The sequence below is a fragment of the Achromobacter semiaridum genome (assembly GCF_053543755.1).
In genome coordinates, this window is sequence record NZ_JBLVOL010000025.1 from 42123 (window position 1) to 58407 (window position 16285).

At 66.0% G+C, this 16285-nt stretch carries 16 protein-coding genes; 7 read left to right on the plus strand and 9 right to left on the minus strand.

The genetic code is table 11. The features are described from left to right. Positions 1–2: 2 nt before the first annotated feature. The 9 genes from siaD to ACNPP0_RS08375 form a co-directional block, all read right to left on the minus strand. On the minus strand, positions 3–803 hold the full coding sequence (gene siaD, locus ACNPP0_RS08335; protein WP_332612303.1) for a biofilm regulation diguanylate cyclase SiaD: 801 nt from the start codon (positions 801–803) through the stop codon (positions 3–5). Further along, positions 800–1177: a biofilm regulation phosphoprotein SiaC gene (siaC, locus tag ACNPP0_RS08340; RefSeq protein WP_332612304.1), complete on the minus strand. Its 378-nt coding sequence runs from the start codon at positions 1175–1177 to the stop codon at positions 800–802. The genes siaD and siaC overlap by 4 nt, the downstream gene beginning before the upstream one ends. Positions 1178–1217: 40 nt before the next feature. Further along, complete coding sequence (gene siaB, locus ACNPP0_RS08345; RefSeq protein WP_332612306.1) at positions 1218–1757, minus strand: biofilm regulation protein kinase SiaB; 540 nt, start codon at positions 1755–1757, stop codon at positions 1218–1220. A 24-nt stretch (positions 1758–1781) separates the two neighbouring features. Next, positions 1782–3770 carry a biofilm regulation protein phosphatase SiaA gene (gene siaA / locus ACNPP0_RS08350; protein WP_448705599.1) on the minus strand — a complete coding sequence of 663 codons (1989 nt, stop codon included), beginning with the start codon at positions 3768–3770 and terminating at the stop codon, positions 1782–1784. Between the two features lie 252 nt (positions 3771–4022). After that, on the minus strand, positions 4023–4727 hold the full coding sequence (locus tag ACNPP0_RS08355) for an ABC transporter ATP-binding protein (RefSeq protein WP_332612603.1): 705 nt from the start codon (positions 4725–4727) through the stop codon (positions 4023–4025). Beyond that, entirely contained in the window at positions 4727–5518 is a 792-nt protein-coding gene (locus ACNPP0_RS08360; protein ID WP_332612309.1) for an ABC transporter ATP-binding protein, read from the minus strand. The genes ACNPP0_RS08355 and ACNPP0_RS08360 overlap by 1 nt, the downstream gene beginning before the upstream one ends. Next, entirely contained in the window at positions 5515–6480 is a 966-nt protein-coding gene (locus ACNPP0_RS08365) for a branched-chain amino acid ABC transporter permease (RefSeq protein WP_448705600.1), read from the minus strand. The genes ACNPP0_RS08360 and ACNPP0_RS08365 overlap by 4 nt, the downstream gene beginning before the upstream one ends. Beyond that, complete coding sequence (locus ACNPP0_RS08370) at positions 6480–7400, minus strand: branched-chain amino acid ABC transporter permease (protein WP_046807392.1); 921 nt, start codon at positions 7398–7400, stop codon at positions 6480–6482. Before ACNPP0_RS08370 ends, ACNPP0_RS08365 begins: the two co-directional genes overlap by 1 nt. A 131-nt stretch (positions 7401–7531) precedes the next feature. Next, on the minus strand, positions 7532–8695 hold the full coding sequence (locus tag ACNPP0_RS08375) for an ABC transporter substrate-binding protein (protein ID WP_046807391.1): 1164 nt from the start codon (positions 8693–8695) through the stop codon (positions 7532–7534). A gap of 268 nt (positions 8696–8963) precedes the next feature. Here ACNPP0_RS08375 and ACNPP0_RS08380 point away from each other — a divergent pair, with 268 nt between their 5' ends. From ACNPP0_RS08380 to ACNPP0_RS08410, 7 genes are all read left to right on the plus strand, one after another. After that, positions 8964–9458: a MarR family winged helix-turn-helix transcriptional regulator gene (locus ACNPP0_RS08380; protein ID WP_314365364.1), complete on the plus strand. Its 495-nt coding sequence runs from the start codon at positions 8964–8966 to the stop codon at positions 9456–9458. A gap of 62 nt (positions 9459–9520) precedes the next feature. Continuing rightward, a complete protein-coding gene (locus tag ACNPP0_RS08385; protein WP_448705601.1) occupies positions 9521–10561 on the plus strand; it encodes a hypothetical protein in 1041 nt (346 codons plus the stop codon). 143 nt (positions 10562–10704) lie between these two features. Continuing rightward, entirely contained in the window at positions 10705–11931 is a 1227-nt protein-coding gene (argJ, locus tag ACNPP0_RS08390; protein WP_332612318.1) for a bifunctional glutamate N-acetyltransferase/amino-acid acetyltransferase ArgJ, read from the plus strand. Positions 11932–11937: 6 nt separating this feature from the next. Beyond that, a complete protein-coding gene (locus ACNPP0_RS08395; protein WP_332612320.1) occupies positions 11938–12804 on the plus strand; it encodes an ATP-binding protein in 867 nt (288 codons plus the stop codon). Next, positions 12797–13759: a Nudix family hydrolase gene (locus ACNPP0_RS08400; RefSeq protein WP_448705602.1), complete on the plus strand. Its 963-nt coding sequence runs from the start codon at positions 12797–12799 to the stop codon at positions 13757–13759. The genes ACNPP0_RS08395 and ACNPP0_RS08400 overlap by 8 nt, the downstream gene beginning before the upstream one ends. A 325-nt stretch (positions 13760–14084) precedes the next feature. Then, positions 14085–15506: an ABC transporter substrate-binding protein gene (locus tag ACNPP0_RS08405; RefSeq protein WP_448705603.1), complete on the plus strand. Its 1422-nt coding sequence runs from the start codon at positions 14085–14087 to the stop codon at positions 15504–15506. A 1-nt stretch (position 15507) separates the two neighbouring features. After that, on the plus strand, positions 15508–16285 hold a 778-nt coding region (locus tag ACNPP0_RS08410; RefSeq protein ID WP_448705604.1), incomplete at its 3' end, for an ABC transporter ATP-binding protein.

The following is a 16285-nucleotide window of genomic DNA, read 5'->3' on the forward strand; positions in this document are numbered from 1 at the left end:
ATTCAGCGCTTTGGAAAACCAAGGGCGACGCGATCGCGTCCGTCCTGCTTGGCAAGGTACAGCGCCTGGTCCGCTCGGCTTAGCGTTTCGGAAAAGGTTTCTCCGGATTGGTAGTGCGCCATGCCGATGCTGACCGTCAGCCTCAATACGTCGTTCTCGCCCGCCGCGACCGCCAGCCCGCGCACCGCGCCGACCAGCCTGTCCATGACGCCTTGGGCGGCTTCGGGTTGCGTGTTGGGCAACATCACGAGGAATTCCTCGCCGCCCCACCGTCCGCATAGATCGCCTACGCGCAGGCTTTCGCGCAGCACGCCGGCCAGTTCCACCAACGCGCGGTCGCCGGTTTCGTGCCCATGGCGGTCGTTGACCGCCTTGAAATGGTCCACGTCCAGCATGGCGACAACGAAACTTTCGTTGCTGCGCGAAGCGCGGCCGACTTCCTGCTTGATCATGTCCATCAGCGCGCGCCGGTTCAACAGACCCGTCAACGGGTCGCGGCTGGAGGTTTCCTCAAGCGCCGCGTTCAGGTCGCGCATCATGTTCTGGTAGTGATCGGAGATGCGGGCAATGCGGGTCAATCGGCGCAGTTGCCGGTCGAACTGGTCGCACAGGCCCAGCTCGCGCTCGTGCGCCATCGATTGGTAGGCGTCCGACAACTGGGTCACGCGTTCAATGCGCGCCATCTGTTCGGCCGTGTGCCGCCACAGCGCTTCAAGCGCCTCGCGCAGCGGGTGGCCGGTATGGGCGGGGTCCGCCAGCAGTTCGGCGATGCGGCGATCCAGCTCGGCGGCGCCCGGTTTCATTCGCGGCCAACCACCGAAAACGGAAAGGTGCAGTCTTCCTTGAATTCCTCGGCCAGCTCGCCGACGCGCTCATTGCGCTTGTCGTAGAACCACGTCACGCTGACCGGCTGGCCCTTGCAATGGGCCGCTTCCAGCAAGTCGAAGATGTCCATGACGGATTTGATGCTGCTGGTGTTCAGGTACAGCAGTTCCAACTCCAGCTTCAGCGGGGCGGCCGCGCCCAGCAGGTACGCTTCGACCCATTCGATCACCGGGCCGAACAGTTCAAAGGAATTCTCGGGGTAGGAGTCGCCGCGCATCGCCAGCACGCCGGCGGCGACGTCGGCGGTGATGGCGGGCGTGGACTGCGTCCCGGGAATGTTCAGGTCTTTCATCAGATACTCCGAAAATGATTCTTGGATGCGCGCGGCGCCTTCAAATCACAACGCTAAGGCTGAAGAACGCAATGCCCTCGCCCGCCGTGGGCGTCAGGCTGGCTTCCAGCGGAGCGCCCGCGCGCCGCGCAATATCGATCAGCCCCAGGCCGGCACCCGAGGCCACGCCCTGGGCGCGCGGCTTGTGCAGCTGCGCCTTGTATTCGGCTTTCAATGCCGCCTTGTCCAGCGCGGCCAGTTCGCGGATGCGCGCGACCAGCGCATGGCCGTCCTCGGCCTTGACGCGGTTGCCGGCCGACACCACGTAGCGGCTTTCGTCGCGGCGGCCAATCACCACCGTGGCGCAGGCTTCGGCATCGCCATTGGCGGCGGCGTATTGGCGGATGTTCTGGATCATTTCGATATAGACCGAAAAGACGTCCATGGCTTCCGCCGGGCGTGCATGTTCCGCGTTCAGGTAATTTTTGAGCGCGTTGCCGATTTCTTCGATCAGGCTGCGGGAGATCGGCCCGTTAAAGCAAAGCAGGGTCCGGTTCTGGTTGAACCGTTCGCCCAGCGCGTAGAGATCGGAGGCATTCATAGGGGGTTACCGCCCTGATAACGTTTATTCGAAACGGAAAGACAGCAGGGTGATGTCGTCACGCTGGGGACGACCACCCTGGTACTGCGCCAGCGCCTGCGAAAACGCGGCGGCTTGCTCGGTTAACGGCTGCTGCGCGTGTCTCTTGAGCATTTCCGCGAAACGCGTGTTGCCGAAACCAAATCCGTGCTCGCCGCCCGCCTGGTCCAGGAAGCCGTCGGTGGCCAGGTAATACGTCCAGCCCGGTTGCAGCGGCACCTCGATGTTTTCATAAACGCCCACCCGCTTGTCGCCCAGCGCGCGCTTGCCGCCCGGGATTTCGAGCAGGCTCTCGCCGTCGCTGGCGTACAGGCTGATCTTCGCGCCGGCATAGCGCAGGCGTGCGAATTGGCGGTCAATATATACCAGCCCCGCGTCCGTATTCGTGGCCAGCGCGCGGGGCAATTGCGCATCCGCAAGCATGGCGCGGATGGCGCCGTCGGTGCGGGTCAGGACCCCGGCCGGATCGCCGGGGCCGACCTCGGTAATCGCCAGATCGATCGCGGCGCGCGCCAGCATCGTCATCAGCGCGCCCGGCACGCCGTGGCCCGCGCAGTCCATGATGCCCAGCAGGCAGTTGGCGCCATCGGAACGGAACACGTAGAAGTCGCCGCCGACCACATCGCGCGGCTTCCACAGCACGAAGTGGTGTGCGCCCAGCGATTGCGTCAGCTGGCGGTCGGGCAGGATGGCGCGCTGGATCAGGCTGGCGTAATCAATGGAATCGCCGATTTTCTTGTGCGCGGCCGCCATGGCGCGGTTGGCGTCTTCCAGCGCGGAGGTGCGTTCGCGCACCTTGCTTTCCAGTTCGGCCGTGTGCTGGCGGACCTTGTCGGCCATGACGCCGAACGCGCGGCTGAGGTCGCCGATTTCGTCCTGGCCGCCCGGGGGCAGGCGCACGTCGTAACTGCCGTCGGCGATGGCGCGCGCCGATTGCTGCAAGCGGCGCAAGGGCCGCAGCATCAAGCGTTCAATGGCGTAGCCGAAGCACAGCAGCATGGCGGCGAACAACACCACCAGACCGATGGCGGCCGGCCACAGCCAGTCGGTGTCCAGCACGCGCGCGGCGCCCAGGTCCACCAGGGTCAGCACGTGCCAGTGCAGTTCGGGCATATACGCCACCGACACCAGCTGGCGCGCGCCGTCCATGACGACCCACGCCGTCTGCACCGATTGCGGGTCCGCCTGCGCGGCGTGCATGGCCGCGCGCAATTCGTCCCGGCCCGGCCCTGCGTCCAGCAGGCTGAAGACCCGCCCCCGGTCCGCCGCGCCGCCGCCCGCGCCCGAGTTGTAGGCGATCAGCGTGGGGTCCATGTGCGCCTGGATGGCGCCGTCTTCGTCGACGATGATCGGCGTAACGCCGGGTTGCCCGCTGTTGACGAATTCCCGCAGGAAGCCGCCCACATCCAGGCCCGCGCCGGTCAGCCCCACCACCTTGTCGCCGTCGCGCACCTGCGCGTTGATCCAGACCTTGGTGGTCTTGAGCTTCAGGTCGGGGTTGACGTTGATGTTGTACTTGGCCGGGGACTTCAGCGTGGCGTAGAACCAACCGTCGTCCGCCGCCGAGGGGCTGAGCGTGTAGCGCGGCGCTTCGGACAGCGGCTGCTCATCGTTGAAGTAGTAGTTGCCGGAGGCGGCGCTGGCGATGAAGTAAGCGCGCCCCAGCAAGTCGCGCCGGTAGCCGTCGGCCTCACGAAAGAAAAGCTCGCGGGCTGCGGGATTGTTTTCGTTACGCAGCCAGCGGCGGGTGACCTCGCTGTCGGCCAGCCGCAAGGACAAGGCCAGCTCGCGCGACACCGGCGCCAGGATGCGCTGCCGGTTCAGCTGCGTGAAGTTATCGGCGAAGGCCCGTCCGAAGTGGTCCCGGACCCCGTCCAGCACCAACCAACCGATGACGGCGGCAGGCGCCAAGGCGACCACGCAGGCCAGCAACAGCGCCATCAATGATTTTTTGCGCAAACCCCATTTCGCCATGCGAAGTCTTCCTGACAGCTTGATAAGACATAACGTGCGTCACGTGCGTACCCACTCGGCAGGCACACGCGATGGGGACAGGCGCGACAAGTGTAGAGAACAGCGGGGGCAATTGAAACAGCTGCAAACGTCTGGAATCGAGCCAGACACCTTGTGTTTCAACGCAGAAATGAAAATGGCGGTTTATTGCGTTTTATTTCCTACTTTTTTCTTATTTTGTTCACGCTCACCCGCCAAGGTGCGGCTTTATTACTACACGCCCAGATAGCGTTCCCATAGGCCACGGTCGGCGTCCAGCGCGGGCGAGTCACCCGTCCACACAACTTTGCCGCGTTCCAGGATGACGTGCTGATCCGCCAGGCTGAGCAACCTTTCGACATATTTATCGATGACCAGGATGGTCTGCCCCGCTTCGCGCAAACGCGCCAGGCAGTGCCAGATTTCCTCGCGGATCTTGGGCGCCAGGCCTTCGGTGGCCTCGTCCAGGATCAGCAGGCGCGGATTGGTGACCAGCGCCCGGCCGATGGCCAGCATCTGCTGTTCGCCGCCCGACAGCTGGTTGCCCATGTTGCGGGCGCGTTCGCGCAGGCGCGGGAACAGGTCGAAGACGCGGTCGGGCGTCCAGGGGTCGGTAATGTCGGGATTGCGGGCCGCCACGAACGCCGTCAGGTGTTCGCGCACGCTCAGGTTCGGAAAGCACTGGCGACCTTCCGGCACGATGGCCACGCCGGCACGCGCGATGCGGTCCGTGCTCCAGCCGCTGATGTCCTGGCCCGCGAAGTGGATCTTGCCGCCACGCAATGGCAACTGGCCGAACAGGGTGCGCAGCAGCGTGGTCTTGCCCATGCCGTTGCGGCCCAGCAGCGTCACCACCTGCCCCGCGCCAATTTGCAGGTCCACGCCGAACAGCACCTGGCTGGCGCCGTAGCCGCTCTTGGCCGATTCAATGGTCAGCATCATGCGGTCTCCTCGTCGCCCAGGTAGGCTTGGCGCACTTCGGGATTGGCGCGGATGTCGTCAGGGGTGCCGGTGGCGATGACGCGGCCATACACCAGCACCGACAAACGGTCGGCCAGGCGGAACACCGCCTGCATGTCGTGTTCGACCAGCAGCATGGCGGCGCGGCCGCGCAGGCTTTCGATCAGTTCGGTCAGGCGGACGGTTTCGTCCGGCCCCATGCCGGCCATGGGCTCGTCCAGCAGCAGCACGCTGGGACGCGCGGCCAGCGCCAACGCAAATTCCACCTTGCGCTGCTCACCGTGCGGCAAGGTGCCGGCCGGGCGGTCCAGCAGGCTGGCGTCGATGGCGCATTCACGCGCCAGCTCGCGCGCCTGTTCGTACAGAGCGGCTTCGGCGGCGCGCGGCTTCCAGAAACGGAAGCTGCTGCCCGCGTGCGCCTGCACCGCCAGCACCAGGTTGTCCAGCACGTTGGACTGCTTGAAGATATTGGTGATCTGGTACGACCGCGACAAGCCGGCCGCCACGCGCTGGTGGGCGTTCAGGCCGGTCACGTCCCGCCCGCCGACGGTCAGCGTGCCGGAGTCGGCGGCCAAGGTGCCGGACAGCAGATGGATCAACGTGGATTTGCCCGCGCCGTTGGGGCCGATCAAGGCGTGGATTTCGCCCGGGTTCAGGGACAGCGACACGTTGTCGGTGGCCACCAGCGCACCAAAGCGGCGCACCAGGCCGGTGGCCTGCAAGGCGGGCGTATTCGCCGGGGCGGCTTGTGCAATGGATGACAGGCTCATGATCCCACCTTGCCGGATTGGGCGGCGGGGCGGCCGCCGAACATCGGGCCAAACAGGCCCACCAGGCCGCGCGGCGCGCCAAACACCACGCACAGCAGCAACACGCCCAGCGGCAGATGCCAGTATTCCGTCCACAAGCGCAGCACCTCTTCCAGCGTCAGCATCACCACCGCGCCGGCCACACCGCCCCAGCGCAGCCCGATACCGCCCACCAGCACCATGATCAGCAGGTTGGCCGACTGCGTCCAATGCATCAGGCTGGGGGAAATGAACAGATTGTGATTGGCCAGCAACGCCCCGGCCAGGCCAGCCGCCGCGCCGCTGAGCGTGAACGCCACCAGCTTGATGCGGTAGACGGGATAGCCCATGGATTCCATGCGCGATTCGTTCTCGCGGATGCCCTGCAAGGCCGTGCCGAAGCGCGACGACACCACGCGGCTGAACACCCACATCAACAGCGCAAACAGCACCAGCACCAGGTAATAGAAGCTGACGTCATTGGCCAGGTCGATGCCCGGCAAGGTGGAATAGCCGGGCAGGTTCAGCCCGTCTTCCCCGCCGTACTGGCGTAGCGAAATGAAGATGTAGAACAGCATCTGCGCGAACGCCAGCGTGATCATGATGAAGTAGACGCCGCGCGTGCGCAGCGAAATCGCCCCCGTGATCGCCGCCAGCACGGCCGCCAGCAGCATCGCCACCGGCCAGACGATAAACGCCGACGTGATGCCCGACATCGCCAGGATGCCCACGGCGTAGGCGCCCGCGCCGAAGAACGCCGCGTGGCCCAGCGCCACCATGCCGCCATAACCCAGGATCAGGTTCAGGCTGGTCGCGGCCAGTGCGTAGATCAGCACGCGGCGCACGAACGAAATGTAGAAATCCAGCCCCAACGCGGGCGCCACCAGCGGAAATGCCGCCAGCGCCAGCAGCAGGACCACGGTCCAGAGTGTGCTTTTCATCATCAACCCCGCGCCGGAAAGAGGCCCGAGGGCCGGAACACCAGCACGGCCGCCATCAATACGTAGATGGCGATGGCGGCCAGCGTCGGACCGACGCTGGAAGCGACAGCGGGCGAAAAGACCTGGCGCAGCAGCATGGGCAGGAAGGCCCGCCCCGCCGTGTCCACCATGCCCACCAGCAAGGCACCCACAAAGGCGCCACGAATGGACCCGATGCCGCCGATGACGATGCACACCAGCACCAGGATCAGGATTTCTTCACCCATGCCGACCTGCACCGACGTGATCGGCCCCAGCAACGCGCCGGCCACGGCGGCCAGCATGGCGCCCAGCACGAACACGCCCAGGAACAGCAAGGGCACGCGCACGCCCATCAGCGTGGCCATCTGGCGGTTGGACGCGCCGGCCCGCACCAGCACGCCGGCGCGGGTTCGCGTCACGAACCAGTACAGCCCCGCGGCGGCGGCCACGCCGAACACGATGATCATCAGCCGATAGGCCGGGTACAGCAAGTCGGGCAGCAGGCGCACCGGACCTGACAACACAGCCGGCATGTTCAGCATGACGGGCGCCGGGCCCCAGATCATCTTGACCAGGTCATTGGCGATAAGGATGACGGCGTAGGTGCCCAGCACCTGTGCCAGATGGTCGCGCAGCGCAAGGCGGCGGATAAGCGTCAGTTCCAGCACCACGCCGACCAGGCCGGTGGCGACGGCCGCCACCAGGACGGCGGCGGTGAATGAACCTGTGCGCTGCATGGTTTCGGCGGCGACATAGGCGCCGGCCATGTAGAGCGAGCCGTGAGCCAGATTCATGATGTCCATGATGCCGAAAACCAGGGTCAGCCCGGCCGCGATCAAAAACAACATCAACCCAAACTGCAGACCGTTCAGCAATTGCTCGACGATCAGCGTAAACGTCATGAACACTTCCCCCTGCCGCGCGCCTTGATGGCGGTGCGCGTGCGATTCAAACCTACATGGGACGGCGGCGCGCGCCGGCCGCATCCGGCAGGGCCGGAAACCACGGCTGACGCGCGCTTGGGCGTCTTACCTCAGAGCTTGCACTCGCCGACGTAGACGTCCTGGTACTTGTCGAACACCTTGCCGACCAGCTTGTTGGTGATGCGGCCGCTGCCGTCCTTGTCGACGACGCGCAGGTAATAGGCCTGGATCGGATAGTGGTTCTTGCCGTAGGTGAAGCTGCCGCGCACCGATGGGTAGTCGGCCTTTTCCAGGGCGGCGATGACGGCCGCGCGATCCGAGGCCTTGCCGCCCGCCTGCTTGACGGCGGCGTCCATGGCCATGATCACGTCGTACGCCTGGGCGGCGTAAACCGACGGATAGCGGCCGTTGTATTCCTTGCGGAAGGCGTCCACGAACACTTTGTTCTGCGGCACGTCCAGGTCATGCGCCCATTGCGCGGTGTTGTACATGCCCAGCATGGGTTCGCCCACGGCCTGGATCACGTCTTCGTCAGCCGAGAAGCCCGGGCCGATCAGCTTGACGCTTTGCGACAGCCCGGCCGACACGAACTGCTTGACGAAGTTGATGCCCATGCCGCCCGGCAGGAAGATGTAGACGGCGTCCGGCTTGGCGGCGCGAATCTGCGCGATCTCGGCGGCGTAGTCGATCTGGCCCAGCTTGGTGTAGACCTCGTCGCCCGGGGCGGTCTTGTAGCCGCGCTTGAAGCCCGTCAACGCGTCCTTGCCGGCCGGATAGTCCGGGGCCATGATGAACATTTTCTTGAAGCCACGGTCGGCGGCGACCTTGCCGGCGGCTTCGTGGAAGGCGTCGTTCTGGTACGACGTGCCGAACCAGTAGTTGTTGCACTGGGCGCCGGCGAACTGGCTGGGGCCCGGATTGTTGGACAGGTACGGCACTTTGGCGGCGAACAAGGCGGGTCCGACGGCCAGCGCCACGTTAGAGCCGATCGGGCCGGTGAAGAAATCGATTTTTTCGCGCTGGATATATCGCGTGACCAATTGGCGCGCCTGGTCGGGGTTGCCGCCCATGTCGGTCTGCACGAATTCGGCGGGCTGTCCGCCCAGCTTGCTGCCCAATTGCTTGATGGCCAGGTTGAAGCCGTCGCGCGCTTCGGCGCCCAGCGCCGAGAACGGGCCGGAGATATCGTTGGCGATGCCGACCTTGACGGCGTCGGCCATGGCCACGGCCGGAACCAGCGCGGCGGCGGCGATAAGGGAAGTGATCAAACGCATGGTGGTGTGCTCCGTGCGCGAGCCCGCGCAGAGGGTGTTCTTATTGAGGGTGCGATTCGAATGACTTCTGCGCGCGGCATAGGGAAAGCTGGCGCGGTTCATAGTTTAGGTTTAAAGTATTCTTCAAAACAAGACTAGGGTTTTTACCAGCGGGGTTTCTACCGCGGGTTTACCAGCCCCCCATCAACGATGACCACTTCGACGACACGCTGGGTACGGCGCACGCGCGACAGTACCCGACATCTTGCCGAACCTCAAGAAAACGCCGATGACTGACGCCCCTGATCTCGAATCCCGCGCCGCGCCCGACGACCACCATGCGTTGCGCCTCTGGTTGCGCATGCTGACCTGCGCCAATCTCATCGAAAGCGAGATCCGCAGCCGCCTGCGTAACGAGTTCGACACCACCCTGCCCCGCTTTGACCTGATGGCGCAATTGCAACGCGCGCCCAAGGGCATGAAGATGGGCGAGCTCTCGCGGCACATGATGGTCACCAACGGCAATATCACCGGCATTACCGACCAGCTTGAAAAAGAAGGGCTGGTGGTGCGCACCAAGGTCGAGTCCGACCGCCGCAGCTCGCTCATCAAGCTCACGCCCCAGGGCAAGAAGAGCTTTGCCCGGATGGCGCGCGCCCATGAAACCTGGGTCAAGTCCATGTTTGGCGACCTGCCCGAATCCACCCGCAACGCGCTGTTCCAGGCGCTGGGTGAACTGAAGCTGCAAGTGGTGGCCACCCGCTCGGAATCCGCCAAGCCATAAGCCCACGCCTTGCCTGCCGCCGGCGCTGAAAACCGCCCTCGGTTTGGCGCATAATTGCCGCCATGATTCCGGTTTCCCTTCCTGGCGGTAATTTCTACGTGCTGATGGCGGCGTCGCTGGCCTGCCTGGCGACCTTGCTGACCTGGCTGGCCGTGCTGGCGACCACGCCCAGCGCGCGCCTGTGGCTGGGCGACCACCGCCGCTTCGGCACGACCTTGATGACCATACTTGCGCTGGTCGGCGCCATCTTTCCTTATCAGCAGTTCAGCCTGTGGTTTGCCGCGCACCGCGACGCCGAGGCCGACGCCGGCCGCAAGACAACGCTGGCCCACGCCACGCGCTTGTCCGGCGTGGACATGCCCGCCGGCACCGTGCTCAGCCTGACCCGGCCGGGCGAACTGGCCTCGTTCGACCGCGCCGTCTTCCCCGACGCGCAACCCGCCGCCATCCTGGGGGTGTCCGCCACCCGCCTGTTCCGCTACGCCGCCACGCCCAAGCAACCCGAGACCCTGTCCGTGGAAATTGCGCGCGACCAGGCGCAGGAAGGCTGGCTGTGCGCGCACGGACATCGGCTGGAATTCGTGTTGCAAGGCGGCCAGCCGCGCTTTGCCAGCTGCCATCTGGCGGTGGGCAATACGCTGGACCAGCAGCCGGTGCCCCCGGGCGCCTGGCTGAAAGTGGACGAGGCCGCGCGCGGCACGGCGCCCGACGCGGGTGCAAGCACGCCGCGCTGGTTGCTGCGTACCGAGGGCAGCGACGCGGTGGCGTTGCGCCAGCTGCCCTTGCTGAAGGTAGACATGCGGCTGGACAGCCAGCGCCGCCTGCTGGATTTTGAAGGCCTGCTGGCCCGCGAGACCACGCTGGGCGCCATGACCTACCCGCCCGGCACCCGCGTGCTGGCCGCCAACCCGCGCCTGCCCGGTGCGCAAGCAGGCGACCTGTTGTTTTCGCCGTCGCGCGGGCGCTCGGCGCGCCGCAACGGGGGTGAAGATGTCGACGCCGGCAACTCGGTGCTGCAAGCGCCGGACGGCACGGTGCGCAGCGTGCTGACCAACCGCCAGGCCGGCGTGCTGGACGTGGCGGCCATGCGGATGGCCCCCTGACCGCCCGTGCCTCGTGACCGCCCGTGCCCCCTGACCGCCGCCTGACAAACCCCTGCCGCAAACCGGTGGGATAATACGAAGCTTTCCCCCGCGCGCCGCCTGACCGGCGGCGATTTTGTCCTGCCTACTCAAGAGACGAAGTCATGGCCGTTAATTTGCAGATCCCCTCCGAGTCCGAAATTTTTCCTGTAGCCGGTGTTGAAATCGGCGTCACCGAGGCCGGCATCCGCAAAGCCAACCGACGTGACCTGACCGTGTTCCGCCTGGCCGAAGGCACCAGCGTGGCGGGCGTGTTCACGCGCAACCGCTTCTGCGCCGCCCCGGTGCAGGTCTGCCAAGCCCACCTGGCCGCCGGCGGCCCCATCAGCGCGCTCGTCATCAACACCGGCAACGCCAACGCCGGCACGGGCGAGGAAGGCTTGAAGAAAGCGCAGGACACCTGCGAAGCGCTGGGCAAGCTGCTGGGCGTGCCCGCCTCTGAAGTCCTGCCGTTCTCCACCGGCGTCATTCTGGAGCCGCTGCCGCTGGACCGCCTGGTCGCCGGCCTGCCGGGCGCCATCGCCAACCTGGGCGCCGACCACTGGTCCAGCGCCGCGCACGGCATCATGACGACCGACACGCTGCCCAAGATCTCGTCGGCCCAGGTGCGGATCGACGGCAAGACCGTCACCTTCACCGGCATCAGCAAGGGCGCCGGCATGATCCGCCCCAACATGGCGACCATGCTCAGCTTCCTGGCCACCGATGCCGGCATCGCCCAGCCGCTGCTGCGCAAGCTGGCCGGTGAAATCGCCGACGCGTCGTTCAACCGCATCACGGTTGACGGCGACACGTCCACCAACGATTCCTTCATCATCGCCGCCACCGGCAAGTCGGGCGTGAACGTCAACAGCGAATCGGACGCCGCCTACGCCGCCGTGCGCGACGCGCTGACCGCCGCCGCGCTGGAACTGGCCACCAAGATCGTGCGCGACGCCGAAGGCGCCACCAAATTCATGACCATCCGCGTCGAAGAAGCCGGCACCACCGAAGAAGCGCTGAAGGTGGCCTACGCCGTGGCGCATTCGCCGCTGGTCAAGACCGCGTTCTTCGCGTCGGACCCCAACCTGGGCCGCATCCTGGCGGCCGTGGGCTATGCCGGTATCGACGACCTGGACGTGTCCAACATCCGCCTGTGGCTGGACGATGTGCTGGTGGCCAAGAACGGCGGCCGCAACCCCGACTACCAGGAAGCCGATGGCCAGCGCGTGATGAAGCAGGCCGAAATCCTGGTGCGCATCGCGCTGGGCCGCGGCCAGGTGTCTGACACCGTCTACACCTGCGACTTCTCGCACGAATACGTGTCCATCAACGCCGACTACCGTTCGTGATCGGCCATGAGCGCTAGCGAGTTCACCACCCTGATCCAGCGCGCCGAGCGCGTGCTGGCGCAGCTTGAGGCCTTTCTGCCGCCGGCCACCCCCGAGATCGACTGGAGCGCGCACGCGTTCCGTTGGCGCAAGCGCGGCTCGCGCGGTTGGCTGGACGCCGTGCGCCACGTGGCGCGCATCGACATGCAGGACCTTCAGCACATCGAGCGCCAGAAGGCCACCATCGACCGCAACACGCAGCAGTTCCTGGCCAACAAGCCGGCCAACAACGTGCTGATGACCGGCGCGCGCGGCACCGGCAAGAGCTCGCTGGTCAAGGCGATGCTGGCGGCCTATGGCGACCAGGGCCTGCGCCTGATCGAAGTGGACAAGTCCGACCTGGGCGACCTGGCCGACATCGTCGAACTGGTCGCGTCGCGCCCCGAACGCTTCATCGTGTTCTGCGACGACCTGTCGTTTGAAGAAGGCGAGCCCGGCTACAAGGCGTTGAAGTCGGTGCTGGACGGCTCGGTGTCGGCTTCGGGCGACAACGTGCTGATCTACGCCACGTCCAACCGGCGTCACCTCATGCCGGAATACATGAGCGAGAACCTTCAGGCCAAGCATCAGCCCGATGGTGAAATCCACCCCGGCGAAACCGTCGAGGAAAAGATCTCACTGTCGGAACGCTTCGGCCTGTGGCTGTCGTTCTATCCGTTCAAGCAGGACGACTACCTGGACATCGTCTACCACTGGCTGCGCGAGCTGGGCTGCCCGGAGGCGCACATCGAGCCCTCGCGCACCGAGGCGCTGCAATGGACGATCGAACGTGGGTCGCGCTCGGGGCGCGTGGCCTATCAGTTCGCGCGCGATTGGGCGGCCCGCCATGTCTGAAAAGATCGTTGACGTTGCGGCGGGCCTGATCCTGCGTCCCGACGGCATGCTGCTTTTGGGCCAGCGGCCCGAGGGCAAGCCCTGGTCGGGCTGGTGGGAGCTGCCGGGCGGCAAGCTGGAGCCCGGCGAAACCGTGCTGCAAGCGCTGGCCCGCGAATTGCAGGAAGAACTGGGCATCCGCGTGACGCAGTCGCGCCCGTGGGTCACGTATGTGCACGTCTATCCGCACACCACGGTGCGCTTGGCGTTCTGCCACGTCACCGCCTGGGAAGGCGAACCGCGGGGGCTGGAAAACCAGCGCCTGGAATGGGTGGACCCGGCCAACGCGGCATCGGTCGGCGACTTGCTGCCCGCCACGCTGCCGCCGCTGCGCTGGCTGCAACTGCCCACCACCTACGGCATCAGCTCCATCGAATCGCGCGCGGGCGTGCCGGCCTTCCTGGGCCGGTTGGAAGCCGCTTTGGCGCGCGGCGTAAAGCTGGTGCAGTTCCGTGAACCGCAGTGGCCCGACGGCCCCGGCGCGGCCTCGCTGCATGAAGTGCTGCATCAGGTAAAGAAGCGTTGCCGCGCGGCCGGCGCGCGGCTGCTGGTCAACAGCGCGCACCCGGCGGCGTGGTGGAAAGAGGCGGACGGCGTGCACCTGCGCACGGCAGATGCCGCGCGCCTGCATGCGCGCCCGGAGTTGCCGGCGGGTGCGCTCGTCGGCGTGTCGGCGCACGACAACGCACAGGTGGTGCACGCGCGCGAACTTGGCGCGGACTTCGCAGTGCTGGGGCCCGTGCTGGATACGCCCAGCCACCCCGGCGCGGCCACGCTGGGTTGGGAAGGCTTTGTACAAGGCAACCGGGATGCGGGCATCCCGGTGTTTGCGTTGGGCGGCCAGTCGACCAGCACCGTGTCCCAAGCATTGCGGCATGGCGCGCACGGTATCGCCGGCATTCGCGGCGTGATCTGACGCGGCTGGCCGGCGGAAACGGACCCGGTACCTAACGCGCCGCTTTTCTTCGGCTAGTGGCATCCAGACGCCGCGTTCCGTGCTTGCCACGGCGCGGCGTTTTTCATTGCATGGCGCCTCGATCGCAGCGGCGTCGCGCTACCCAGGCCCTTGCAGCGCCGCTGCGTGGCCCCCTAGGGAAACTCCCCCCTTGCTGCGCCCAGGCCGAAAGCAATATCTTGATCACCACGATGTGACCACGTAGTCACATCTAGCCTGGAACTCCTCTTCACCGTCGTCGCTGCACCCTCTCTTTGTCGTCGTCCCCACAACAAGGAAGTCCAGCATGCCCCAGCGTTTTCCCCTTGATGGCAGCGCCGACCCGGCCCGCCGCGACTTCCTCTTGCGCGGCGCCGCCGGTCTGGCCGGCGCGGCCGGGCTTGCCGCCACCGGCTGGCCCCTGCCCGGCCTGGCGCAACCCGTATCGCCATTGACCTTTGCCTTCTGGCCGTGGGGCAGCGAAATCGTGCAGCAGGGCGCTGCGCGCTTCACCCAGGAAAGCGGAGTGCCGGTGAACCTGTCGCCCATCCCCGGCGACTACGCCGCCGTGCTGGAAACGCAGCTGGCAGCCAAGGCCCCGCTGGACATGTTCTATGCGCAGCGCGGCCAGGCGTCGCGCTGGTACGCGGCGGGATGGATACGCGCCATCGACGACATGCCCGGCCTGGCCGACATCCAGAAGCAGATGTTTCCCGGCATCGTCGATGATGCCCGTGCCACCGACGGCCGCTACCTGGGCCTGACGTATTACAACGGCGGGCCCTTCGCGTTGTTCCGCAACGAGAAGATGCTGGGCGAAGCCGGTTTCCAAGGCACCGCCAACGCCGCCGACTACCCGCGGGATTGGGCCACCGTCGAAAAGCAGGCGCGCGACATCAAGAAAAAAGGCCTGTGCGAACACCCGCTCCTGATGCCCTGGTACAACGCGTGGACCGGCCTGCCGTGGGCGCTGATCGCGCAGTGCTTTGCCGAAGGCGAGCGCTTCGTGGACGGCGAATTACGCGCCACCTTTGGCCCCGACACGCCGATCGTGAAAGTGCTGACGGACTGGAAACGCTGGTGGGACGACGAGCTGGTGCAGCGCGCCGTGCTGACGTGGTCGGGCACCGAAACATCCAGCTCGTGGATGAAGGGCCAGCACGCGTTTCACCTGAACATCGACTACTACAGCTTTAACTACAACGATCCGGCCAAGAGCCAGATTGCCGCGTATTCCAGCTACAACCCGGTCGTGCCGGGCGCCACGCACGACACCGTGCTGGTGGGCCACGCGCTGCCGTGCATGTCCACCCGCAAGCGCAGCGACGCCGAGCAGGCCGCGCTGTGGGAACTGGTGAAGTACTTCGGCTACCGCGACAAGGCGGGCCAGCTCACCACGCACAAGAACTGGATCGCCAAGGCCAATCTGGAAGTGCCGTTTCCCGAGCTGTATCGCGATCCGGAAAGCCGCGCCGCGATTATGAAATGGATGTACCCCCCGCAGGCCGAGCAGGTCTACCAGTGGCTATTCCAAGGCCGCGAAAAGGCCGTTGCCGCGCACATCCTGAAGGCGCCCTGGTATCAGGAATGGGATACCGGCATGCATGAGATGATCGCGCAGGACCTGCTGATCAAAGGGTCGAAGACGCCCGCCCAGGTGGCGACCGAGCTGCGCGCCCGCTGGGATGCGCTTTACAAGAAGTACGCCAAGATCCTGAAGCGGAGCTGATATGGCCAGCGTAACCCTGCAAGGCATTCAAAAGGCGTACACGCATTTCCAGGCCGTGCGCTCGCTGGACCTGGACATTCGCGACGGCGAATTCGTGGTGCTGCTGGGGCCGTCCGGCTGCGGCAAGACCACCACGCTGAACATGATCGCGGGGCTGGACACGCCCACCGGCGGCGAAATCCGCATCGCGGATCGACGCGTGGATCAGGTGCCGCCGCACCGCCGCAACGTGGCCATGGTGTTCCAGAGCATTGCGCTGTATCCGCACATGACCGTGCGCGAGAACATCGGCTTTCCGCTGCGCATGCAGAAGATGCCGTCGGCCGAGGTGCGCGCGCGCGTGGACCAGGCCGCCAGCCTGCTGCGCGTGCAGTCCATGCTGGACCGCAAGCCCTATCAGCTGTCGGGCGGGCAGCGCCAGCGCGTGGCGATCGGCCGCGCGGTAGTGCGCAACCCCGACCTGTTCCTGTTCGACGAACCGCTGTCCAGCCTGGACGCCAAGCTGCGCACCGACATGCGCGTCGAGCTCAAGCGCCTGCACCGCACGCTGCAAGCCACGTTCATCTACGTCACGCACGATCAGGTCGAAGCCATGACGCTGGCCGACCGCATCGCCGTCATGTCGGGCGGCAACCTGCTGCAATTCGCCGACCCCGACACCATCTACCGCCGCCCGGCCAACATGGAAGTGGCGGACTTCATCGGTAACCCCGGCATGAACTTTCTTGGCGGCACGCTGCACGCGCAAGATGGCGCGCCGGCCCTGCACGCCGCGGGCA

Excerpts from the sequence above, each read along its gene's own strand:
- ACNPP0_RS08385 (WP_448705601.1), top strand. The coding sequence starts at position 9,521 with ATGATTCCGGTTTCCCTTCCTGGCGGTAATTTCTACGTGCTGATGGCG.
- siaB (WP_332612306.1), bottom strand. The coding sequence starts at position 1,757 with ATGAATGCCTCCGATCTCTACGCGCTGGGCGAACGGTTCAACCAGAAC.
- siaD (WP_332612303.1), bottom strand. The coding sequence starts at position 803 with ATGAAACCGGGCGCCGCCGAGCTGGATCGCCGCATCGCCGAACTGCTG.
- ACNPP0_RS08405 (WP_448705603.1), top strand. The coding sequence starts at position 14,085 with ATGCCCCAGCGTTTTCCCCTTGATGGCAGCGCCGACCCGGCCCGCCGC.
- ACNPP0_RS08380 (WP_314365364.1), top strand. The coding sequence starts at position 8,964 with ATGACTGACGCCCCTGATCTCGAATCCCGCGCCGCGCCCGACGACCAC.
- argJ (WP_332612318.1), top strand. The coding sequence starts at position 10,705 with ATGGCCGTTAATTTGCAGATCCCCTCCGAGTCCGAAATTTTTCCTGTA.
- siaC (WP_332612304.1), bottom strand. The coding sequence starts at position 1,177 with ATGAAAGACCTGAACATTCCCGGGACGCAGTCCACGCCCGCCATCACC.
- ACNPP0_RS08365 (WP_448705600.1), bottom strand. The coding sequence starts at position 6,480 with ATGATGAAAAGCACACTCTGGACCGTGGTCCTGCTGCTGGCGCTGGCG.
- ACNPP0_RS08355 (WP_332612603.1), bottom strand. The coding sequence starts at position 4,727 with ATGCTGACCATTGAATCGGCCAAGAGCGGCTACGGCGCCAGCCAGGTG.
- ACNPP0_RS08400 (WP_448705602.1), top strand. The coding sequence starts at position 12,797 with ATGTCTGAAAAGATCGTTGACGTTGCGGCGGGCCTGATCCTGCGTCCC.
- ACNPP0_RS08375 (WP_046807391.1), bottom strand. The coding sequence starts at position 8,695 with ATGCGTTTGATCACTTCCCTTATCGCCGCCGCCGCGCTGGTTCCGGCC.
- ACNPP0_RS08395 (WP_332612320.1), top strand. The coding sequence starts at position 11,938 with ATGAGCGCTAGCGAGTTCACCACCCTGATCCAGCGCGCCGAGCGCGTG.
- ACNPP0_RS08370 (WP_046807392.1), bottom strand. The coding sequence starts at position 7,400 with ATGACGTTTACGCTGATCGTCGAGCAATTGCTGAACGGTCTGCAGTTT.
- ACNPP0_RS08360 (WP_332612309.1), bottom strand. The coding sequence starts at position 5,518 with ATGAGCCTGTCATCCATTGCACAAGCCGCCCCGGCGAATACGCCCGCC.
- siaA (WP_448705599.1), bottom strand. The coding sequence starts at position 3,770 with ATGGCGAAATGGGGTTTGCGCAAAAAATCATTGATGGCGCTGTTGCTG.